Origin of the sequence: Aeromonas sp. 6P, from assembly GCF_051919525.1 — a bacterium.
Taxonomy (GTDB): domain Bacteria; phylum Pseudomonadota; class Gammaproteobacteria; order Enterobacterales; family Aeromonadaceae; genus Aeromonas; species Aeromonas veronii.
The window spans coordinates 2464413-2487194 of the sequence record NZ_JBQBEO010000002.1 but is presented as its reverse complement, the minus strand read 5'-3'; the positions used below and the strand labels follow the sequence as shown (position 1 = coordinate 2487194).

Sequence of the window (22782 nt, the reverse complement as noted above, 5' to 3'; positions counted from 1 at the left end):
GTTGCCGGTCGATTCGTTTCGACCGGCATCTTACTTTAAATCTGGTGCACGTAATCTCGTGCCATAGGAAATAGCATGATTCTTAACGCATTCGATCTGAAAGGTAAAGTCGCCGTCGTAACCGGTTGTGATACGGGCCTTGGACAAGGAATGGCATTGGGCTTGGCACAAGCTGGTTGTGATATTGTTGGTATCAATATTGTTGAACCAACGGACACAATGATCAAAGTTGAAGCGATTGGCCAAAAGTTTTTGAGTCTCAAGGCTGATGTCAGTAAAGTTAGCGAGCTGCCACTGTTGATTGAGCAGGCCGTATCGCATTTTGGTCACATTGATGTATTGGTTAACAATGCCGGTATTATTCGCCGTGATGATGCGATCAATTTCAGTGAAAAAGACTGGGATGAGGTGATGGACATCAATATCAAGAGCCTCTTCTTTATGTCGCAAGCGGTTGCCAAGCAGTTTATGGCACAGGGAAATGGTGGAAAAATCATCAATATCGCATCCATGCTTTCATATCAAGGCGGGATCCGCGTTCCCTCTTATACGGCTTCAAAAAGTGGAGTAATGGGACTGACCCGTTTGCTGGCCAATGAATGGGCTAGTCATGGGATCAATGTGAATGCTATTGCTCCCGGTTATATGGCAACCAATAACACCGCTGCACTGCGTGCTGATGATGATCGTAATGCTGCCATCCTGGAGCGTATTCCTGCTGGTCGATGGGGGATTCCGGATGACATGATGGGGCCAGTGGTATTTTTAGCATCATCAGCTTCAGATTATATTAATGGCTATACCCTAGCCGTGGATGGTGGCTGGCTGGCTCGTTAATGCTCAAGCATTGCTGCATTACCACCTGATAGGCGTTTTTCTGGAATACTGTATGACTAATTATGTTGAGATGTTAGCGCAATTGATCGGATTGCTGGCTTGTATGATTGGTGCGTTGGCATTTATACAACGGCAAGATATGAAACTGCGATCACTGCTTTGCCTCAATGGTGCGCTTTTATCGATACATTTTTTAATGCTGGGCGCGGTAGCTGCTGCAATTAGTTGTCTGTTATGTGCGGTGAGAACGTGGGTGTCAGGTTATTACCGTACCCAAGCAGTCATGTTGATATTCATGATTGCATCATGTGGTCTTGTAATTCCATATCTGGAACATCCCATGCAGTTTCTGACGGTGTTGGGAACAACGCTCAGTACTTACGCTTTGTTTCGGCTGGATGGTGGGCCCCTGCGGTTATGTATGCTGGCCAGCACTGTCGTTTGGTTGATCCACAATATCTGGGCGGGATCATGGGGGGGAATTTTATTGGAAGGGGGTTTTTTCCTCATCAACAGTTACACGATTTTAACGGTTTATGGGATCCGGATAAACAAGGAGAAAATCGATTATGTTGAGTAAGATTGCCCTGCTCGGGGAGTGCATGATTGAACTCAATGGCACGCCTTTTGGTGACATGCAGCAGGCATTTGGGGGCGATACCCTCAATACCGCCATCTATCTCGCGCGTGCCTCCCAACCCACCGATATTCAGGTGAGCTACCTGACCGCCATGGGCCAAGACCCTCTCAGCCAGCAAATCATCGCGCGCTGGCAACAGGCCGGGATCGACACCAGCGCGGTGCTCATCGATCAACAGCGCCATCCAGGCCTCTATCTTATCCAGCTTGATGAGCACGGCGAGCGCACCTTCCTCTACTGGCGCAATGATTCGGCTGCCCGTTATCTGATGCAGCACCGGCAGTTGCCGCAGCTCAAGCAGGCCGTCAGCAACGTGGATGCGCTCTATCTCAGCGGCATTTCGCTGGCGATCCTGCCCGCCGCAGATCGGCAGGCGCTGCTGCAGTGGCTGGCTGAGCTGCACCGGGCGGGTGTGGCGATCATCTTTGACAGCAACTATCGCCCCGCCCTGTGGCAGAGTCCGGCCGACGCCCGGGCCTGTTACCAGCAACTGCTGGCCATCACTACGCTGGCCCTGGTCACCGACGACGATGAGCAGGCCTTGTGGGGGGACGAGAATATGACCCAGACCCTGCAGCGCCTCAAGGCGGCTGGGGTGCAGCAGGCGGTGGTCAAACAGGGGGCAGCTGGCTGTTGTTACCAGGCCCTGCAAACCGGGGAACCCACCATCACTATTCCTACCCAAGCGGTCAGCAAGGTGGTGGATACCACCTCGGCCGGTGACTCCTTCAATGCCGGTTTTCTGGCTGGCTACCTGCAAGGACAGGCGATCGACGAGTGCGCCCGCATGGGCCACCGACTGGCGGGGATCGTCATTCAGCACAAGGGGGCAATTATTCCGGAAAGTGCCACCCGCAGTGTCACCGACAGCTTCATCAAACCGGCATCACACTAAACGAGGTCAACCGAATGTCATCCATTACTGAACAACTGCAAGCCCTGAAAGTGATCCCGGTGATCGCCATCGAGCAGGCTGAAGACATCATTCCACTGGGGGCGGCGCTGGCCAATAACGGCCTGCCGGTTGCCGAGATCACCTTCCGCTCCGCTGCCGCGGCCGAGGCGATCCGGCTGCTGCGCCAGAGCCAACCTGAGATGCTGATTGGCGCAGGCACCGTGCTCAACCGTGAGCAGGTGATCGCCGCCAAAGAGGCGGGCGCCACCTTTATCGTCTCCCCCGGTTTTAACCCCAATACGGTCAAGGCCTGTCAGGAGCTCGACATCCCGATCATCCCGGGGGTCAATAACCCCAGCACCATTGAAGCGGCGCTAGAGATGGGGCTGACGACCCTGAAGTTCTTCCCTGCCGAAGCATCGGGTGGTAGCGCGATGATCAAGGCGCTGCTGGCACCTTATACCCAGATCACGCTGATGCCCACCGGTGGGATCTCGCCTCACAATATCAATGAATACTTGGCGATCCCGCGGGTCATCGCGTGTGGTGGATCCTGGATGGTCGACAAGAAACTGATCGCAGAGAAACAGTGGGAAGAGATTGGCCGACTCACTCGTGAAGCGGTGGCATTTCTGTCCCAGTGATTTTATAGGGCTGACTAAGCAATGGTGGGTCACATGGTGACGAGGATGAATTTGTGGCCCATTTAGGCGTTGTTTCCCAAATCAACCATCAAGCCACAACTTCCCCAGCCCCAGGTGACAGCTACACTCGGGGCTTTCTGACAGGCAGACCAAGGGCATTCAGTTTGTTCATCGCACACACGTAGGCCATGATCTCTCCCACTTGGCCGTTGTAGTTACGCAGACTGATTTTGCCCGTCATCAACTGCTTGAACCGATACATCGCCGTCTCTGCCAGCGAGCGCCGATGATATCCCGACATCTTCTTCCAGTGCACTAGCCCCTCCTTGCGCATTACCAGCACCGCCTCATTTCTTGGATGTCCCTTTTCCCATAACCCAGCGTTTTTACGAGGCGGAATACAGGCTGTCGCCCCTTTGTGCGAGATAAGCTGATGGCTGGCTTTGCTGTCATAGGCACCATCCGCATAAACACGTCCCAGCTTGCGCCGCAGTGGGTTGAGCAAGGTCGGCAACACCTCGGCATCATGGACATTCTCCAGCGAGACTTCCGCCGCCACGATATCGTGGCTCACCGGGTCTACTGCCAGATGTAACTTGCGCCAGACCCGCCGCTTCTCAGCGCCGTGTTTTCTGACCTTCCACTCGCCTTCACCAAACACCTTCAGCCCGGTTGAGTCGATAACCAAGTCGGTAATGCGCCCCTTTGGGGGCTGTCGATAAGCGACCATCACTGTGCGTGCTCGCTTGCTGACACAGCTGTAATCGGGGGCACAAAGCGGTACGTTCATCAACTCGAACAGGGAGTCGAGTAGTCCCTGAGTGGCCCGCAGAGTGAGGTTGAAAATCCCCTTGAGCATCAGGAAGGTACAGATGGTCTGGTCAGTGTAAAGCTGGCTGCGGCCCCGCCGCCCATGATGGTCGTGGTGAAACCAGTTGCTCATGGCCTCGGCATCAACCCAGAAGGTGAGTGAACCACGGTTAATCAGAGACCTGTTGTATTTAGGCCAGTTGGTGATGGGGTGAAGCGATGTGCCCATGATGCAGACTTGAAGGGGATGGTGGTGATCAGATCACCGAGTCCTCAGTTAGTTCCATTCAAGCTGCATCGATTTGGGAAACAACGCCGCCCATTTACTGTAATTGATGAAGGATTTGTCGCGATAAAGACATTGGAGACGTTATGAAAGTAAAAAAGCTTGTTTTTGTTTTTTCATTACTCTGTGCTGCACATAATGTATTCGCTTTTGAACATCCCGGCGTATTACTTAATAAAACAGACATAGAATTTGTTAGACAAAAAGTTTCCAATGAGGTTGAACCATGGTTCTCATCATATAAAAATATGCTTGTCTCCCCATTAGCTAATCGAAGCTATTTGCCCACTGCCAAATGGGACAGCATGGCGTGTGGTGGTCCTGATGGCGAGGGAATTGCCCAACGCTGCAAAATAGAGAGAGAGGATGCTCGTGCTGCATATACCCAAGCTCTCGCCTGGTTATATAGCGGGGATAATGTGTATGCCGAAAACTCGATAAATATAATGAATGCTTGGTCTGAACAGTTTACAGGGCATCACACTGGGCAAAACCAAGCACTTCAGGCATCATGGGCTGCCGCAGTATGGGCTAGGGCTGCTGAGATAATCAAACATACATATATTATCGACGGCAGTTCAAAATGGAATTCAGATAAAATAAAGAAATTTGAGCATATGCTTAGAAGTCGTTATATTGACGATATAAATGGACAAAAAACAGATTGTCATTTTGGGAATTGGCAGGCCGTCATCACGGAAGCAAAATTAAATTCTGCAGTTTTCCTTGATGATCAAAAACTGTTCGATGAATCTTTAGAACGATTCCATAAGTATTTTCCAACATATGTTTACTTATATTCTGATGGTGGTTTGCCAAAACCAATAGCAGGCTGTTATTCCCATGATGAACTAGATAAATTCAACTCATATTGGAGTATCACTAATAAGACAACACCATTAAAACAAGGTCATGCACAAGAAACGTGTAGAGATTTGGAGCATCTGGCTTATGGAGTAGCTGGGTTTGTTAATACGGCACAAACTGCCTATGTGCAAGGTGTTGATCTATATAGTCAAGAAAAAGAGCGGTTTATCTCGGTTATGGAATTTAATGCTGCATTAGATATGGCCGGGAACCGTGATTTGCTAAACGAATGTGGCATGAATGTTCCTGTTTTAGGTGGATTGAAAGGAACTATGCACATTGCGTATAACCACTTATCTAAAATAAATGGTGTCTATCTCCCCAATACTGAAAAATGGCTCCTTGAAAATGGTAGTCAACGGCCGCAAGGTTTCTTTCATTATTTATGGGAAGAGCTAACTCATACTAAATAACATAAACGTTATGCAGGTTAATAGATGCATAACAAGGAGATGGTACGGCCTGTAAATACAGGCCGTATTTTATTACGATCATGCTACTCAGGTATCAGTTCGGGCTTGTTCTATGACCATTACGGTCTCTTTCATCGACTTCACTACGATATTTAAAACCAGGCATGAAAAGCATAGGGAATTTTAGCTGATTGACATAAGCCACTGGTGTGGCTTGCATCGCTTAAATATCAACCTGCGAACCCAGCTCGATGACCCGGTTGGGCGGGATCTCGAATTGATCCGGCGCCCGCAGGGCGTTGCGCTGCAGCAGCATAAAGAGCTTGCCGCGCAGATAGAGATACCAGGGGCGGTCTTTCATGATGAGCGACTCGTGGGCCATAAAGAACGAGGTCTCCATCATCCGGCAGCTGAGCCCCTCGGCGTTGCAGCGGTGGAAGATCTCCTCCACGTTCGGGGTCTCGCGCCAGCCGTAGCTTGCCACCACCCGCCAGAAGGTGGGGGAGAGCTGCTCGATGCAGACCCGGCGCACATTGTGGACGTAGGGCACCTCTTCCACCCGCAGGGTGAGCAGGATGATCCGCTCGTGCAGCACCTTGTTGTGCTTGAGGTTGTGCAAGAGCGCATGGGGGATCACATTGACCACCCGCGACATATAGACGGCAGTGCCGGCCACCCGGGTCGGCGGGGATTTCTCCAGCGAGGCGATCATCGGCTCAAGGGAGTTGCCGTGCTCGTTCAGGCGGCGAATAAGCTGGAAACGCTCGCTCTTCCAGCTGGTCATCACGGTGAACATCACCGCGCCCAGGGTGAGCGGCAGCCAGCCGCCGGAGAAGATCTTGGCGAGGTTGGCGGCAAAGAGCGGCACGTCGATACAGAGCAGCGCGGCAAACAGGATGGCCACCAGATACTTGTTCCAGTGCCAGCTGTTCTTGGCCACCGAGCAGGAGAGGATGGAGGTGAGCACCATGGTGCCGGTTACGGCGATGCCGTAGGCCGCAGCCAGATTGCTGGAGTGCTCGAAGCTCATGATGACGATCACCACCGAGATATAGAGCATCCAGTTGATGACCGGAATATAGATCTGGCCGGACTCCTGCTCGGAGGTATGAACGATGCGAATGGGGGAGAGATAACCGAGGCGCACCGCCTGCCGGGTCAGCGAAAAGACCCCGGAGATCACCGCCTGCGAGGCGATCACCGTCGCCATGGTTGCCAGCAGCAGCAGCGGCACCAGCGCCCATTTCGGCGCGAGCAGGAAGAAGGGGTTGGCAATGGCGGCAGGGTTGCTCAGCAGCAGCGCCCCCTGACCGAAGTAGTTGAGCACCAGCGAGGGCAGCACCACGATAAACCAGGCGAGGCGAATTGGATTCTTGCCAAAGTGGCCCATATCCGCGTAGAGCGCCTCCACCCCGGTGATGGCCAGCACCACGGCGCCGAGGGCAAAGAAGGAGGTGGTCTGGTACTGGACAAAGAAGCGCACCGCCCAGATGGGGTTGAGCGCCCCCAGCACCTCGGGGTTGTGGATGATGCCGCGCAGCCCCAGCACCGCCAACGTCATAAACCAGATCAGCATGATGGGGGCAAACAGCTTGCCCACCATGGCGGTGCCATGTTTCTGGATGGCAAACAGCAGGGTCAGCACCAGCACCGAGAGAGTGACGATATAGGGGTCGAGGGCGGGGGTGAGAATGCTCAGACCCTCGATGGCCGACATCACCGACATCGCCGGAGTGATCACCACCTCGCCATAGAAGAAGCTGCCACCAATCAGGCCGAGGATGATCAGGAGCGGTGTCCAGCGGGTGGAGGCGTTGCGGGTCGCCAGCGACATCAGGGTGAGAATGCCACCCTCGCCGGCGTTGTCGGCCCGCATCACAAAGGAGAGGTACTTGACCGACACCACCAGGATCAGCAGCCAGAAGATCAGCGAGAGAAAGCCGAGAATGGAGGCCGGCTCGACGCCGAACCCGAATTGACCTGACAGGCACTCGCGCAAGGTATAGAGCGGGCTGGTGCCGATATCGCCATAGACTACGCCAATCGCCGCCAGCATAACGCCGGGAGTGGCTTGTTGTTTATCACAGTTCATGAGTTCATCTTGTCAGTTTGATGTTTACACGTTTGCCAACGCACAGCTGCCCGACCTACCAAGAGAGTCGTGATATTTAATCGGGAGAGAATTAATGGATTGCGATGGGAAAGGGCGCTAACGGAATAGTGATCTGCTTGTCATGGAACACAGTCTGTTCATCTGTCATTAAGCTTATAATGACACACACTCTGCGGGACTATGCTCAGTTATAAATAATCAAAAGTTCAATTTGAGTAAGAGAATTAATTATCCGGCGATTGAAATAGGCCGCGACAATGCAGGCAACTGTTTGTTTTATCTAGCGAAGTGGTTTGGCCACTCTCTTTTACCAAAATGGATAATAAATAGACGATAAAGTAATCACTAATTAAATACTGGCAGGATGGCAAAGGGGAGGGGGATGAGTAGCAATGGAGTCTTTATTTGCCAGAAAGAAATAAATGTAGGGTACAATAAACTGCGCTTATTGTACCCTAATGAACTAAAAGCTATTAAGAGATTTGTTTATATGTGTCAATAATGAAATGCATAGGTATTGGTAATCGATAGTGTCTACAACCTGTGAGTATTAATGGCCAGAAGTTATGTTTATAGGCACTCATTTCATAAATTTTATTTGAGGAGGCGCATTCATCTATTAATTGTTTGATAAAATTTTCTGGTGTGTCGTCTATGCATACGTGTGATAATGTTGAGCCATGCATGGAATCATACTTATAAAAGTGTTTTTCTGAAGACTTATCTAGAAAGAAAACTTGAAAATTACAGTGAGATAAAAACTCATCTTTTATTTTTTTAACATTATCATATGGCTGAATATTATTGGTGATAATGGAAAATAAAGAAATGTATGGATATAAAACAGCTCCTTTAGTGACACTTCTTCTATATTCATTGGAGTTGTCAATAGGGTGTTCAATTAGCTCGGCATAACTCAAAATAGTAGTTGGATATGAGTCGTTTTGATGAAAAAGATGATGTATACCTTGAGTCATATACAACAACCAAGAGCTAATATCATTCCAGTGAGTGGAGTTCATATATAAGAAAAACAATGCCAAAGTTAGATCTATCGCTTGTTCATCTTTGTAAGGTGTAAAGAGTATAGGGTTGTTTACAACAAGTCTCTTTATCGCATTTTGGGTTTTTAATATCGATTCTTCAAATTCTTTCGATAACTCTGAATTAGGTTCTGAATTTGATAAAAACCAGTATAGCCAGAATCCATATAGTGAAATTCGACCTAGTAAATCGAACATTTTTAAATTGACGTCAACAGGACAAGACGGCCTAACTGCATGTGATAAAGCATATAAATTGTCTACATGTGGCAAGATCTTGTCTTCTATGTATTGACTAGATATTTGTAAATTCAGCCTGAAAATAGAGTCCAATGCATTTAATGTCTCAATTGCTATTTTGTTTTTTTTGTCAAAAGCAAACTTAGTCGCATCCCAAGAGTTTAAAATAGTGAATTCAGAAGATAAAAATGCACTCTCTAAATTATTTTGTTCCCGACACCATGAGTATAAAATCCATAAACAAAGATTAAGTTGTCTGATGCGAGTTAAAATCTGGTTAGGTTTTGACTCCTTAACATTTGTATGTATGGAGATGGTATTCACCTGACAGTTGCCCACAAAAGGGAGTGGTCATACGGCTTCAAACCGGATAACAAAACGGTACCCCTACCGTGTTATCCGGAGTCACCGTATGACCACCAACGAGAAAGTAGCACGTCGTAAACTCAGCCTGCTAGAGCTCGCCAAAGAGCTCAATAACGTCAGCAAAGCCTGCAAGCTCATCGGCTACAGCCGCCAGCAGTTCTACGAGATTCGCCGTAACTACCAGACCTATGGCGCCGAGGGCTTGCTCGACAAACTGCCCGGCTGTAAAGGGGCTCATCCCAACCGGGTCGCTCCCGAGATTGAGCAGGCCATCCTCGATTACTCCCTCACCAGGCCTACTCACGGCCCGCTGCGGGTCGCGCAAGAACTGGCTTTGCAAGGCATCAACGTCAGTGCCGGCGGCGTGCGTGGCGTGTGGCAACGTCACGATTTGCTCTCCAAACACGACCGCTTGTTACGTCTCGAGAAAACCCATCGGGAACAAACGATTGAGCTCAATGACGAGCAAATTCGCCTGCTCGAGCGATTCAGTCCCGAGTTCCGAGAACGCCAGATTGAGGTCCACTACACCGGGGAACTGGTGGCGGTCGACACCTTCTTCGTCGGCGCGCTCAAGGGGGTCGGTAAGGTGTATCTGCAAACCGTGCTGGACTGCTATAGCCGCCACGCCTGGGGGCGGCTCTACACCAGCAAGCTGCCCATCACCTCGGTCCATGTGCTCAACGAAACAGTGCTGCCATTCTTTGAAACCCACGAGGCACGGGTCTATACCATCCTGTCGGACAACGGGCGCGAGTTCTGCGGGCGCCCTGACCATCATCCCTACGAGCTGTTCCTGCAACTGGAGGGGATTGAGCACCGAACCACCAAGGTGCGCAGGCCGCAGAGCAACGGCTTTATCGAGCGGCTACATCGAACCTTGCTGGATGAACACTTCCGTATCAAGGGGAGAACGACTTGGTATGAGTCGGTGGAGCAGATGCAGACAGACCTGGATAGCTACCTGGAACACTACAACACCGAGCGGCCACATCAGGGCAGGATGATGGAGGGTCAGACCCCCTACAGCATGTTCAAGAAGGGTCTGAAATTGATACCGAAGGAAGTGCGCACTAAAGTAGCGTAAACAAGACACCGGTTTGAGGCCGGTGTCAGGTGATAACTAGATCTGTACAATTTGTAAGGCTGGCAGCCAGTATTTTGAAGTGTTTAAAAGAAATTTCTGGTTCATCTATCATTGCAAGTGACTTACGTAATAAAACACGACAGTTTTTTGGTAAAAGCTCTTCTCGCAACATGTGTTGTTCAATTAATGTAGCTAATCTGTCCCCATTCCACTCAGAGAAAGACACAGAGTCAGTTTTATGTTTTTCTAAAAACATACTAACGTTAGCTCTAACCTCTTCTTTTACTTCTCCACCAAAGCATAAACAGATTTCTATAGGCTTATCTTTGTATTCCACAGGGATTCTCGTGGGAATAAATACATCTATTATTTCTTCTATTGAGGGTCTCAAATCTTGTGGGTTTCCACTGCTCCAGTCTTTTCTATCTAGATCCCCGGATTTTACGGAAAACAAATATACTTTGCTTTCGATGTCGTCAGCAAGCCTACCAAATGCTCCAACGTCGACACCATATTGTCTGCTACCTATACCTGGTTTTAAAAAACCTCTAATCCAATTTGAGATAATAGGTCTGGTAATAATGAATCAAGTTCACCGCGCTCTTTAAGTGATGCAAGATACTGTCTTACTACTAATTTCATTAATTACATCCCTCTATTTTAAATTGAAATATCATTTTGTTTAAACCATGTGGATCAAGGTTTAGCATAGAAGCTAGCAGCATTGAGTGAGATATTTCTTGAAGAGGAATTTCTTGACGAATTTTATCTTCCCCATGTTGGATATAGTGAATAGATTTATTCCCATATAGAAGAAAAGATTCATTCCCAGAAAATATTGATGAGAAGAAAGATTTAGATCTTGCCTGCTTGATAGAGTCATCCATTAATCTATTTTGATGTCTTCTATAGGTATGACGATCTTGTTCACTAGGAATTAGTTCTTTTAAATCTGTGGCTTTCTCTACTGCATCTTGATATTTATCGAAAGATACTAATATATCTTCAGCTATCTTACGCATTCGATGGTCTGATGAGTTTTTAAGCTGACTTATGCTTTCACGCATACTTCCAGGATAACTTATGAATAAAGGGTTAAATATAATTTCATTGATTTCACCTAAAGCATCATCAGGGGCATAATACATTAACGAGGTAATAAGTCCAATTGCAATCTTGGGTCTAATAAAAAACCAGCCACATGCTCTTTTAGCTAATGTAATATAGGTTTGATGGCTAATTTTAGATAGCATTTCTTTATTGAATTTAATTGATGCATCGGACTCTCTTCTATCAAATAGATTGCTGCAATTTTTACATAGATAGTAATTGTTTGAAATTAGCCATCGTGTAATTAATGATGATAAGTAGGTTTCTGGATGATTGTGTATTTCATTGGTAAAACTATTCAGGTTTTTAATGGAAAGTTTGTACTCCGTTAATGAGAATAGCTTCTCAATATAAGAGACACATTCAGCGAATCCTCCTTGTTTTAATAAGTTCCTTAATGCATAGTCAACAATGTTTACTGTTTGTATATTTTCTGGTTTCACATGGCAGCAGATATCAAACAATACTTTTATTAACTTATCATTCAGAACTTCATAGTTATAGGCGATTATCGTAGCCGCTGTGTTAATATACAGCTCTCCAAAATTGTTAGGGTGTTTACATAGGAATTCTAAAACTAAATTTTCTAAAGAGTTATTTTGAGAATAAATGTTTATTAACGCTCTCAGTGATATTGCTAGGATTTTATCTGATGGCGTAGAAGAAGTTAAATTAATGATCTCAGTTGCAGCTAGTGTTAATAATTTATGGTCTTGATACTTTATTTTACCAAGAGAAAATAATGCTCGCTCAACAACCTTAGAGTTTTTATTCTTTAAAAGATTAATGCCCTTCTCTATATAGTCCTTCTCGTTGATGCACGCACCAGCTTGAAGCGCTATTGATAGTGAGTCAAAATCCGGATCAACATTTGATAAGGAAAAATAAAAGAGTTCATCAGGATAGCTAATGTTTTTTTTACATAGTTCAATCAAAGGATCTATAAGCATATAGGCAGCCATATCTTGGCCTGCTTCCAATGTGATTTTTTTGACACATTCGACAATATCTATGATAGAAGTATCTAAATTAGGTAAGATTTTTTCAAAAATATTCATTTTTGAAAAGAAATCATGGTTTTCCGGTATGTTTTTAAGCGTTGAAAACACTTCAATAATGTTTATCTGTTGTTTGTTATGTAACTCTGAAAGCAAATTTATTAATGACTTGGAATCATCATTATTGTGATCGTAATAATCATCGATAAAATCCAAGAGAGAACCATTTATGTAATTTTCAACTATGCTTTCTTTTAGTTTTTCCATATTACTAGCATCTCCTAGATATTTATTTTTGTACGGGTATTATATTTTTACCGTGGTCGTATTTTGTTATCTTTCTGAATGGAAACGACTTCTAACGAAATTAGTTGCCAACTGAAGCATGCTATCCAATCGGGTAGGGGCTAAAAAGGGCGATCGGTGCAAAATCTGTCCAAGATCAATAAATTAGTCATTGATTGGTTGTTATTTGTTCGCTTGAGCTGAAAGGGCAGGGTGATACGCCTTTGTCAGCCGGTGTCGAGCTCGTCACTTTTGTCGTGTCGATCACACTTCCCACCCCGTCGTCACCCTCGTCAGCGGTGATAAACAGCGCGCTACGTTTTCTGATTACTCCTTTATTTTCAGATGGTTGTGAATTTTTATCGCACCCTTGACCCGTTTTGGTCTGATAAATGCTTTGTGGGGGGCTGGCCGCCTTTTTGCCTGTCGGCGGGCGGCCCGGTGTAACGAACCATTTAGGATCCCTCTCTATGAACAGCTTCGTGATTGCAGATCCCAGTCTCTGTATTGGGTGTCGTACCTGTGAGGTGGCCTGCGCCGTTTCACACCAGTCAGGGTCTTGCAGCGGGACCCTTGAGCGGGAGGGCGGCCTGCATCTTGCCATCGAGGATGGACATCTGGTCTCCAGGGACAGCTACTTTCAGCCGCGCCTGAAGGTGATCGTGGGCAGCAAGGTGACCACGCCGGTGCTCTGCCGCCAGTGTGAAGACAAGCCGTGCGCCATGGCCTGCCCGAACAATGCCATCGTCAGCGAGGATGGTTGCGTCAAGGTGTTGCAGGAGCGCTGCATCGGCTGCAAGTCCTGCGTGGTGGCCTGTCCTTACGGCGCCATGGCGGTGGTGCTCAAAGAGGTGCCCCCGACTGCCGATTCGCTCTTCAAGCGGCAGCAGACCAAGGCGCAGGCGCTCAAGTGCGATCTCTGCCGTCACCGCGAGGCGGGCCCGGCCTGTGTCGAGGTGTGTCCGACCCAGGCGCTGCGGCTGGTCACGCCGGAGCATCTTGAAACCCTGAACCGGCAGAAACAGCTGGCCAGTGCCGAGGCACTGCTGGCGATGCTGGCGCGGGTGTGAGCGAGCTTGCCGAGCCGTTTTTCGTTAACAAACAAGAGTGTGAGTCATGAAAAAAGTCATTACCGTGTGCCCCTATTGCGGCACCGGTTGCAAAATCAACCTGCTGGTTGAAAACGACAAGGTGGTGGGGGCCGAAGGCGCCAACGGCCGGACCAACGAGGGGCAGCTCTGCCTCAAGGGCTATTACGGTTGGGATTTCCTGAACGACACCAACCTGCTGACCCCCCGTCTCAAGAGCCCGATGATCCGCCGCGAGCGAGGTGGCAAGTTCGAGGCTGTCTCCTGGGACGAAGCCATCGAGTTCGCCAGCAGCCGTCTCTCTGCCATCAAGGCGAAATATGGCCCGGACGCCATCATGACCACCGGCTCTGCCCGTGGCCCCGGCAATGAAGCCAACTATGTGATGCAGAAATTTGCCCGTGCGGTGATTGGGACGAACAACGTCGACCACTGCGCGAGGGTGTGACACGCACCCTCAGTCTCCGGTCTGGAGACAACTGTAGGCAACGGCGCCATGAGCAACGCCATTCCCGAAATTCAAGAGACCAAGTGCCTGCTGGTGTTTGGTTACAACGCTGCTGACTCTCACCCCATCGTCGCCCGCCATATCCTCAAGGCGAAGGCAAACGGGGCCAAGGTGATTGTGTGTGATCCCCGTATGGTGGAGACCGCCCGTATCGCCGATCAGTGGCTGCCGCTCAAAAACGGTTCCAACATGGCGCTGGTTAACGCTTTCGCCAACGTGTTGATCAATGAAGGGCTCTACAACAAGGCCTTTGTCGCCAACTACACCGAAGGGTTCGAGACCTTCAAGGCGACGGTGGCCAAGTACACCCCGGAATATGTGGAGGGGATCACTGGCCTGAAAGCCGCCGATATCCGCGCCGCCATTCGCACCTACGCCGAGTCGCCTGCTTCCATGATCCTGTGGGGCATGGGGGTGACCCAGTACGGTCAGGCGGTGGACGTGGTCAAGGGGCTCGCGGGTCTGGCGCTGCTGACCGGCAACTTCGGTCGCCGTGGCACCGGTTGCGGGCCTGTTCGCGGTCAGAACAACGTGCAGGGCACCTGTGACATGGGGATGCTGCCGCACCAGTTCCCGGGTTATCAGTCGGTGGCCGATCCCGCCATCAGCGCCAAGTTCGCCAAGGCGTGGGGCGTGGAGTCACTCTCCCAAAAGCCCGGCTATCGCCTGACCGAGCTTGGCCACAAGGTGGAGGAGGGCAAGTGCAAGGCCTTCTACATCTTCGGTGAAGACCCGGCCCAGACCGAGGCAGATCTCGGTCAGTTCCGTCGCACTCTGGCGGGGATGGAGCTGGTGATCGTGCAGGATATCTTCATGACCCAGACCGTCGAGATGGCCGACGTCATTCTGCCCGCCACCAGTTGGGGCGAGCATGAAGGGGTCTACAGCTCGGCGGATCGCGGCTTCCAGCGCTTCTACAAGGCGGTGACGCCCCCCGAGAACGTGAAACCGGACTGGGCCATCTTCTCGTTGATGGCGACCGCCATGGGTTATCCCATGGAGTACCACAACACCGAAGAGATCTGGGACGAGATGCGTGCGCTCTGCCCGCTCTATGCCGGGGTCAGCTACGACAAGATGGCCGATCTCAAGAGCGTGCAGTGGCCCTGTCCGACCGAGGATCACCCGGGCACCAGCACTCTGTTCGAGGGGAATGTGTTCACCACCCCGAGTGGCAAGGGTCAGCTGATCGCCTCCGAGTGGCGGCCGCCGCTGGAGCAGCCCTGTGCCGAGTACCCGCTGGTGCTCTCCACCGTGCGCGAGGTGGGTCACTACTCCTGCCGCTCCATGACCGGCAACTGCTCGGCGCTGCAGACCCTGGCCGATAAGCCCGGCTATGTGCAGATCCACCCGAGCGATGCCAAAAAGCTCGGGGTGAAGGATCAGGCGCTGGTCTGGATCTCGTCGCGCCGTGGCAAGGTGATCACCCGTGCCAACTACAACGACCGGGTCAACGCCGGGGTGGTCTACATGACCTACCAGTGGTGGATCGGGGCCTGTAACGAGCTCACCATCGAGCACGTCGATCCCGTCTCTCACACGCCGGAGTACAAGTACTGCGCGGTGAAGATCGAGCGCATCGACAATCAGCCTGAGGCGGAAGTGTACGTCCAGACTGAATACAGCGCGCTCAAGGCGAAATTGCGCAGCGCAGCCAAAGGCTGACCCGCCCTAAAAAAGGACGTTCTGCACAAATAAGGGAACCCGACTCGGATTTATCGAGTCGGGCACCCTTTTATTACCCAAAGAAAGGGGAGTAAATGATGCAACATGAAATTGGTCGCTTATTCGGACTTTTCTATATTGGCACCTATCTGGCGGCGATATTGCTGGGAATAGGTTGCTATATTTGGCGCGACGAGATGATATTTCTGCTCGGCTTCGGCTTTTTCGGCTGTTTTATGGCAGCGCGGCTCGCCATGAGCAGCGTATTTTCTGCCTTGAGTATTTCCAGTGCCTGGCTGATCGGGTTTATCTCCACCACCTTGATCAACGGCCTGCTGCTGGGGGTGCTCACCCTGCTGATCTACCTCACGCACCAGAGCGTCGCCGCCGAGCTTGCCGACAACGCCAGCTGGCTGCTGATGGCCTTCCAGAGCCTGTCGGCCCTCTTTATCTTCGGTGGCCTGAAGTGCTGCCACAGCCGGATCATCACCTCATAAACTGCCGATGGATGGGCAGCAAACGCCATCTCGAAACTCGCAGCCAGCGAAGAGGAGAGGCAGATCTGACAGTTGACGGCGGCCCACTTTTCGGGCGCCTTAATTGAGATCAAGAACTGATGAAATAACCGGTTAAATATGGCCATCAGATATATTAAATCGGATTGTAATGAAATTTGAGCTCATCTATGATAAGTCGCCATTCCAATATATCCCCCGATAACGATGTTACTTTTTGTTGTCGTTCGTTAATAACAACTCTGGAATTGCAACATGCGACAATTTTCGTCACCGCTTTTCTTATTGGCAGCCGCTTTTACGGGCTGCGGCTATTTATTTTGGTGACGAGTGCTTGTCGTGATGCGATGGCATGGACAGCCTGACTGGTGACTAAATCGATATAACGTGAGGCCGCAATGCTAAATGTGAGTGCCATCCCCCTGGACGAGATCTCTCCCATCTGGGACGACGGTTTCCTCCTGCTCTCCAAATCCCTCCTGTCGGCCGTGACGCTCGATGATTTTATCCACAAACTCAACAAGATAGATGCCAGCTTCGGCGGCGTGACCCGGGTCAACCTGATCCTCAACATGGGTGCGGACGAGGAGGCCATCTTCTATTTCATGGGACATTCCGGCCCAAAGCATCTGGTCTGCCCCAAGGCAGAGCTGCACCTCTCCCCCCGTCCGACCAAAGAGACCCCGGAACAGGCCATCATTCTCGCTGCCGCCCGCTTTGAGAATCGCTGCCCGGCGCTGGATCGCGAAGGGGTCTACGGGGGGCTGCGCTCCTACTGCCAGCTCCCCATCACCACCGCCCGCAGCCACCTTGGCGGGGTCGAGTTTATCAACACCCAGCTCGACAGCTTCACCATGGAGACCCTGGCCAAACTGACCCAGCTGGCGGCCATTATCGCCATTGCGCTGGAGAACGTGCTCGACAAGGAGCGCACCCTGGAGCAGGCCAACTCCCTGCGTCTTGAGCGCGACAGCTGCAAAATTCTGGTGGATGTGACCAATGCAGTGATCAAACTGGTGCGCATCGCCGAGCTGCCCAAGAGCCTGTTTACCATCCTGCATCACCACTTCGGCATCAGCAGCTTGTGTCTGGCGGAGTACAACGCCACCTCCGACAGCTTCAAGAGCTATCTGGTCAATCAGCACCAGAGCGAGCAGCCGGGCATCATCGATCACTCCTGTTTTGAAAAGAAGTGCCTGCAGGGGGCCCTTGGCCACAGCGAGCCGTTTTTCGTCTATCGCGAACACGGCCACGGCTGCAGCAATCGCTGTCGGTTTACCTCCCAGATCCTGCCCCCCGAGGCCGACAGCTCCTGCATTTTGCCGCTGCGTTATCGGGGCAACCTGCTGGGGGTGTTGATCCTCTCGCACCCCAACGCCGACTTCTTTGCCGATATCGATATCTCATTGCTGGAGCAAGTGGCGGCGCGCACCGCCATTGCCATGAACAACGTGCAGGCGCAGCAGGAGATCTCCAACACCAACGGTGCCAAAGAGAAGACCATTCGCATCAACGAGCCGCAGATGCAGGGGGAGTTCCCGCACATCATCTACCAGAGCGCGGTGATGGAGAGCGTGCTGGAGAAGGTGCGGCTGGTGGCCGAGAGCGACAGCACTGTGCTGATCCTCGGCGAGACCGGTACCGGCAAGGAGCTGATCGCCCAGGCCATTCACGCCCTGAGTGCCCGCCACGACCACGAGATGGTGAAGGTGAACTGCGCCGCCATCCCGACCGGCCTTATCGAGAGCGATCTCTTTGGCCACGAGAAGGGGGCCTTTACCGGCGCCCTGACCCAGCGCATCGGCCGTTTCGAGCGGGCCCACAAGGGCACCCTGTTCCTCGACGAGGTGGGGGATATGCCGCTGGACTTGCAGCCCAAACTCTTGCGGGTATTGCAGGAGCACGAGCTGGAGCGGGTGGGGAACAGCAACCCCATCGCAGTGGATGTGCGGCTGGTGGCCGCCACCAACTGCGATCTGCTCTCCATGGTCAAGAACAAGCGTTTCAGAAGCGATCTCTACTACCGCCTCAACGTCTTTCCCATCGAGCTGCCGCCCCTGCGCGAGCGGCGCGAGGATATTCCGCTGCTGGTCAATTTTTTTATCAAGAAGATCGCCAAGCGGATGCGCCGCACCATCACCTCGATCCCCGCCGATGCCATGAAAATGCTGGTGTCACTCCCTTGGTACGGCAATATCCGCGAGCTGGAGAACGTCATCGAGCGCGCCGTGGTGATGACCCGCGGCCATGTGCTCAACCTCTCGCCCGATGAGCTGATGCCCCTCAAGGGCTACCACAAGATTGAGACCCTGGTTTATGACGAACCCGCCACGCCGCTCTTTACCGAGGAGGGGCCGATTGATGAGCGTGAGGCGATCATCGCTGCCCTGCGTGACTGCAACGGCATCGTCGCTGGCGAGCGGGGGGCGGCCAACCGCCTTGGCATGAAGCGCACCACCTTGCTTTCGAAAATGAAGCGGCTCGGCATCTCAGCCAGAGATCCCGAGATCATCGATGGGGTCGCACCATGAGAGAGGTAATTGAGCTTGAGGTGCGGAGTGAGCGGAGCGAGCAAAAACAGAACGAACAGTGCGAGCAGAGAGAACAGAACGAGCTGGCCCGCTGCGCTATCCACCGCGAGGTGGTGCACTACCGCGCCGATACACTGACCTGCGACAGCGAAATGGCGCTCCCCTCCGAGACTCCGGTGGCGCTGGTCTACAACGGCATCGCCCACAGTGTGATGATGTGTTCGGCCTCCGATCTGGAGGATTTCGCCATCGGCTTTTCGCTATCCGAGGGGATTATCGACAGCCTGCTCGATATCCACGACATCGAGCAGATTGATGGCTGTCAGGGGATTGAGCTGCATATCACCCTGGCCAATCGCTGCGTCCATCGCCTCAAAGAGAAGCGGCGCACGCTGGCGGGCCGCACCGGTTGCGGCATCTGCGGCAGCGAGAGTCTGGAGCAGGTGATCCGCACCCAGCCAAGCTTGCCCGACAGCCAGCGTCTGGCGGTGGGTCATATCGACAAGGTATTGACCGCGCTGCGCCCGCTTCAGCAGCTGGGCCAGCGCACCGGCGCCACCCATGCGGCTGTGCATCTGGACGGGGAAGGCAACATTCTCGCCATTCGCGAGGATGTGGGGCGCCATATTGCGCTGGATAAGCTGGTGGGCCATCTGTGCCGCACGGGTCGCCGTGACGGCGCCATTCTGGTGACCAGCCGCGCCAGCTTCGAGATGGTGCAAAAGTGCGCCAGCGCCGGAGTGGAAATATTGCTCGCCATCTCCGCTGCCACCGAGCTTGCGGTCGAGCGGGCCGAGCAGACCGGGCTCACTCTGGTGGGTTTTTGCCGCCCCGGGCGGGCCGAGATATACAGCGGCTGTCAGCGTATTCTGCTTTAAGTGACTGCAAGAGTGAGAGCCTGCTAAAGGGCTTATAAAAACTGGCAATAAAAAAGGGCGGGGAGTGTGACTCCCCGCCCTTGTTGTATCTGCTTCTGTGGCGGATTAGCGCGCCAGCAGGATACGCAGCATGCGGCGCAGCGGCTCGGCGGCGCCCCACAGCAGCTGGTCACCCACGGTAAAGGCGGCCAGATACTCAGGGCCCATATTGAGTTTGCGCAGACGACCCACCGGAATGCTGAGGGTGCCGGTAACGGCGGCCGGAGTCAGTTCGCGGGCGGTGATGTCGCGATCGTTGGGGATCACTTTTACCCAGTCGTTGTGGGCAGCCAGCAGGGCTTCGATCTCCGCCAGCGGCACATCCTTTTTCAGCTTGATGGTGAACGCCTGGCTGTGGCAGCGCAGGGCGCCGATCCGCACGCACAGACCATCCACTGGAATGACGGCGTTCTCGATACCCAAAATCTTGTTGGTCTCGGCCTGACCCTTCCACTCTTCACGGCTCTGGCCGTTGTCGAGCTTGGTGTCGATCCAGGGGATAAGGCCACCGGCCAGCGGTACGCCGAAGTTGTCCACCGGCAGGGTGCCGGAGCGGGTCTTCTCGGTGATCTTGCGCTCGATGTCGAGGATGGCGGAGGCAGGATCGGCCAGCTCAACCGCCACTTCGTCGCGCAGCATCCCCATCTGGGTGACCAGCTCGCGCATATGGCGGGCACCGCCACCGGAGGCGGCCTGATAGGTAGCCACGCTGACCCACTCCACCAGATCGGCCTTGAACAGGCCGCCGAGGGCCAGCAGCATCAGGCTGACGGTGCAGTTGCCGCCAACGAAGGTCTTGATGCCATCGTTCAGGGCCTGCTCGATGACGTCGCCGTTGACTGGATCCAGAATGATGACGGCGTCTTTCTCCATCCGCAGGGAGGAGGCGGCGTCAATCCAGTAACCCTGCCAGCCGGCGGCTTTCAGGCGCGGATAGACATCCTTGGTGTAGTCGCCGCCCTGGGCGGTGATGATGATATCCTGCTTGGCCAGCGCTTCGATATCGAAGGCGTCCTGCAGAGTACCGGCATCGACGCCGAAGTTGGGAGCGGCCTCACCGGCCTGGGAGGTGGTGAAGAATGTGGGTTGAATATGGGCGAAATCCTGCTCTTCCTGCATCCGGCTCATCAGAACCGATCCCACCATGCCACGCCAACCGACCAAACCTACTTTTTTCATATTGTCCTACCCTGGATTGCTGCTAAAGAAACTCGTGGTGATACCCGTAACCTCTTGTCTGGCGACGCCTGTTTACAAGTGGTTTACAGGCCATTTAAAAAATATGCGCTGCGAAAAATGCGTCTATCCACATTACGGATTGTGGCGGCTTGCGCAAGTCGAATTGCGCAATATTCTGTGCCGTTTGCTGCATTAACCGGCAGCCAGAATACCGCTCAGGCAGACGGGCAGGGAGAAGGTCAACATCAGACGAAAAGGCCACCGTTTATGGCGGTGGCCTGTCAATAAAGCGGTTGAGCACGTCCTCTGCTGCTGTCTGGGGGCGTAGTTGGCGAGTGAAACAATCCGACCTGTTATGCGCTTAGCCGTAACGGGCCAGAGTGAGCCCCTCATCGCTGATGGCGGGCTCGCTGCCGCCGATAAGATCGCATAGAAGCTGACCCGAGCCGGCCGCCATGGTCCAGCCCAATGTGCCGTGGCCAGTATTGAGCCAGAGGCCGGGAATGGGGCTTGGCCCCACCAGCGGGGTACCGTCCGGTGTCATGGGGCGCAGACCGGTCCAGAACTCGGCCTTGCTGATATCGCCCCCTGCGGGGAAGAGATCGCCGACCACCATTGCCAGAGTGTCGTGGCGCCTCGGATTCAAGGCAAGGTTGTAGCCCGACAGCTCCGCCATGCCGCCGACCCGGATCCGCTCGTCAAAGCGGGTGATGGCCACCTTGTAGGTTTCGTCGAGCACGGTACTGCGCGGTGCGGCCTCGGCGTTGATCATCGGCAGGGTGAGGGAGTAGCCCTTGACCGGATAGACCGGCAGCTCCAGCCCGAGCGGGCGCAGCAGCGGCCGCAAAAAGCCGGTGGCATAACTGCCGAGCGCACAGACGATGGCATCGGCGCGATAGCGCTGCTCGCTCGCCCGCACCGCCACGGCGCGGCCGCGGGCTTGCTCAATCTCGTCGATATCGCAGTTGAAGACGAACTTGACCCCGAGCTTCTCGGCTTCAAGGGCAAGGGCCTTGGTGAAGCGGAAGCAGTCGCCGGTCTCGTCGCCGGGCAGACGCAAGCCGCCGACGATTTTTCCGCGCACCCGCGCCAGTGCAGGCTCTGTAGCTTCGCAGCCGCTGGCATCGAGCGACTGGTAGGGGACGCCATACTCCTCCAACACCTCGATATCGCGCTGGCTGGCATCGAGCTGGGATTGGCTGCGAAACAGTTGCAGGGTGCCGAGCTGGCGCCCTTCGTAATCGATGTTCAGCTCGTCGCGCAGCAGCTTCATGCAGTCGCGGCTGTATTCGGCCAGACGCACCATGCGTCCCTTGTTGGTGGCATAGGCGGTCGGGGTGCAGTTGGCGAGCATTCTGAGCATCCAGCGCAGCTGGAAGGGGTCGGCAGTGGGGCGCACGGTGAAGGGGGCATGCTTTTGCAGCATCCACTTGGCGGCCTTGAGGGGAATGCCGGGGGCCGCCCAGGGGGCTGCATAACCCGGGGATATCTGCCCGGCGTTGGCATGGCTGGTTTCAAGGGCGACGCCCCCTTGTCGCTCCAGCAGGGTTACTTTGTGACCCGCTTTGGCCAGATACCAGGCGCTGGTTACCCCAATTACGCCGCCACCGAGAACCACTATCTCCATATCGTCTTTCCTTGACTGATCTCCTGATGTGGCCACCACCATAATCAGCCGCCACAGGATATTCAACTGCTCTGCGCAGGATTGGGATTTCCGTCTGCTTGTCTGTCACAAGCTGGTG

18 protein-coding genes are annotated in these 22782 nt (G+C 52.8%); 11 read left to right on the top strand and 7 right to left on the bottom strand.

Translation table 11 applies throughout. From position 1 onward, the window contains the following. Positions 1 to 75: 75 nt before the first annotated feature. The 4 genes from kduD to ACTG2J_RS11590 are packed head-to-tail and all read left to right on the top strand — an operon-like array spanning position 76 to position 3016. Entirely contained in the window at positions 76 to 837 is a 762-nt protein-coding gene (gene kduD / locus ACTG2J_RS11605; protein WP_005351548.1) for a 2-dehydro-3-deoxy-D-gluconate 5-dehydrogenase KduD, read from the top strand. Between the two features lie 52 nt (positions 838 to 889). Then, positions 890 to 1417, top strand: coding sequence for a YgjV family protein (locus tag ACTG2J_RS11600; protein WP_013723795.1), 528 nt, complete (start codon positions 890 to 892; stop codon positions 1415 to 1417). Beyond that, on the top strand, positions 1407 to 2372 hold the full coding sequence (locus tag ACTG2J_RS11595; protein ID WP_439988607.1) for a sugar kinase: 966 nt from the start codon (positions 1407 to 1409) through the stop codon (positions 2370 to 2372). The genes ACTG2J_RS11600 and ACTG2J_RS11595 overlap by 11 nt, the downstream gene beginning before the upstream one ends. A 14-nt stretch (positions 2373 to 2386) precedes the next feature. Then, positions 2387 to 3016, top strand: coding sequence for a bifunctional 4-hydroxy-2-oxoglutarate aldolase/2-dehydro-3-deoxy-phosphogluconate aldolase (locus ACTG2J_RS11590; RefSeq protein ID WP_005351553.1), 630 nt, complete (start codon positions 2387 to 2389; stop codon positions 3014 to 3016). 121 nt (positions 3017 to 3137) lie between these two features. Here ACTG2J_RS11590 and ACTG2J_RS11585 read toward each other — a convergent pair whose 3' ends face one another. Then, the gene (locus tag ACTG2J_RS11585) at positions 3138 to 4055 is read right to left on the bottom strand and encodes an IS5 family transposase (protein ID WP_439988608.1); all 918 of its coding nucleotides are present in this window, start codon (positions 4053 to 4055) and stop codon (positions 3138 to 3140) included. Between the two features lie 143 nt (positions 4056 to 4198). Between ACTG2J_RS11585 and ACTG2J_RS11580 the strand changes: the two genes are divergently transcribed. Then, entirely contained in the window at positions 4199 to 5392 is a 1194-nt protein-coding gene (locus ACTG2J_RS11580) for an alginate lyase family protein (RefSeq protein WP_439988609.1), read from the top strand. A gap of 223 nt (positions 5393 to 5615) precedes the next feature. Here ACTG2J_RS11580 and kup read toward each other — a convergent pair whose 3' ends face one another. After that, positions 5616 to 7484, bottom strand: a complete 1869-nt coding sequence (gene kup / locus ACTG2J_RS11575; RefSeq protein WP_216948705.1) for a low affinity potassium transporter Kup — start codon at positions 7482 to 7484, stop codon at positions 5616 to 5618. A gap of 494 nt (positions 7485 to 7978) precedes the next feature. Continuing rightward, entirely contained in the window at positions 7979 to 9112 is a 1134-nt protein-coding gene (locus ACTG2J_RS11570) for a hypothetical protein (protein WP_439997508.1), read from the bottom strand. Positions 9113 to 9200: 88 nt separating this feature from the next. Between ACTG2J_RS11570 and ACTG2J_RS11565 the strand changes: the two genes are divergently transcribed. After that, complete coding sequence (locus tag ACTG2J_RS11565; RefSeq protein ID WP_101615945.1) at positions 9201 to 10241, top strand: IS481-like element ISAs19 family transposase; 1041 nt, start codon at positions 9201 to 9203, stop codon at positions 10239 to 10241. A 25-nt stretch (positions 10242 to 10266) separates the two neighbouring features. On the opposite strand, the gene ACTG2J_RS11560 is transcribed toward ACTG2J_RS11565, so the two are convergent. Next, positions 10267 to 10578 (bottom strand): hypothetical protein, encoded by a 312-nt coding sequence (locus tag ACTG2J_RS11560; RefSeq protein WP_439988611.1) that lies wholly within the window; start codon positions 10576 to 10578, stop codon positions 10267 to 10269. Between the two features lie 304 nt (positions 10579 to 10882). Further along, on the bottom strand, positions 10883 to 12616 hold the full coding sequence (locus tag ACTG2J_RS11555) for a hypothetical protein (RefSeq protein ID WP_439997507.1): 1734 nt from the start codon (positions 12614 to 12616) through the stop codon (positions 10883 to 10885). 488 nt (positions 12617 to 13104) lie between these two features. Here ACTG2J_RS11555 and ACTG2J_RS11550 point away from each other — a divergent pair, with 488 nt between their 5' ends. The 5 genes from ACTG2J_RS11550 to fdhD all read left to right on the top strand — a co-directional run bounded on the left by ACTG2J_RS11550 (position 13105) and on the right by fdhD (position 19819). Further along, entirely contained in the window at positions 13105 to 13704 is a 600-nt protein-coding gene (locus ACTG2J_RS11550) for a 4Fe-4S dicluster domain-containing protein (protein ID WP_439988613.1), read from the top strand. Positions 13705 to 13750: 46 nt separating this feature from the next. After that, positions 13751 to 15895 (top strand): formate dehydrogenase subunit alpha, encoded by a 2145-nt coding sequence (fdhF, locus tag ACTG2J_RS11545; protein ID WP_439997506.1) that lies wholly within the window; start codon positions 13751 to 13753, stop codon positions 15893 to 15895. 98 nt (positions 15896 to 15993) lie between these two features. Beyond that, positions 15994 to 16392, top strand: a complete 399-nt coding sequence (locus tag ACTG2J_RS11540) for a hypothetical protein (protein WP_439997910.1) — start codon at positions 15994 to 15996, stop codon at positions 16390 to 16392. A 416-nt stretch (positions 16393 to 16808) separates the two neighbouring features. Further along, positions 16809 to 18941 (top strand): sigma 54-interacting transcriptional regulator, encoded by a 2133-nt coding sequence (locus ACTG2J_RS11535; protein WP_042053803.1) that lies wholly within the window; start codon positions 16809 to 16811, stop codon positions 18939 to 18941. After that, positions 18938 to 19819 (top strand): formate dehydrogenase accessory sulfurtransferase FdhD, encoded by an 882-nt coding sequence (fdhD, locus tag ACTG2J_RS11530; RefSeq protein WP_235657003.1) that lies wholly within the window; start codon positions 18938 to 18940, stop codon positions 19817 to 19819. The genes ACTG2J_RS11535 and fdhD overlap by 4 nt, the downstream gene beginning before the upstream one ends. Positions 19820 to 19924: 105 nt before the next feature. Here the strand turns inward: fdhD and asd are convergent, their stop codons facing one another. Both asd and ACTG2J_RS11520 read right to left on the bottom strand, forming a co-directional pair. Next, positions 19925 to 21037, bottom strand: coding sequence for an aspartate-semialdehyde dehydrogenase (gene asd, locus ACTG2J_RS11525; protein WP_005345266.1), 1113 nt, complete (start codon positions 21035 to 21037; stop codon positions 19925 to 19927). Positions 21038 to 21398: 361 nt separating this feature from the next. Beyond that, positions 21399 to 22706: a D-amino acid dehydrogenase gene (locus ACTG2J_RS11520; protein ID WP_439997909.1), complete on the bottom strand. Its 1308-nt coding sequence runs from the start codon at positions 22704 to 22706 to the stop codon at positions 21399 to 21401. Positions 22707 to 22782 lie beyond the last annotated feature (76 nt).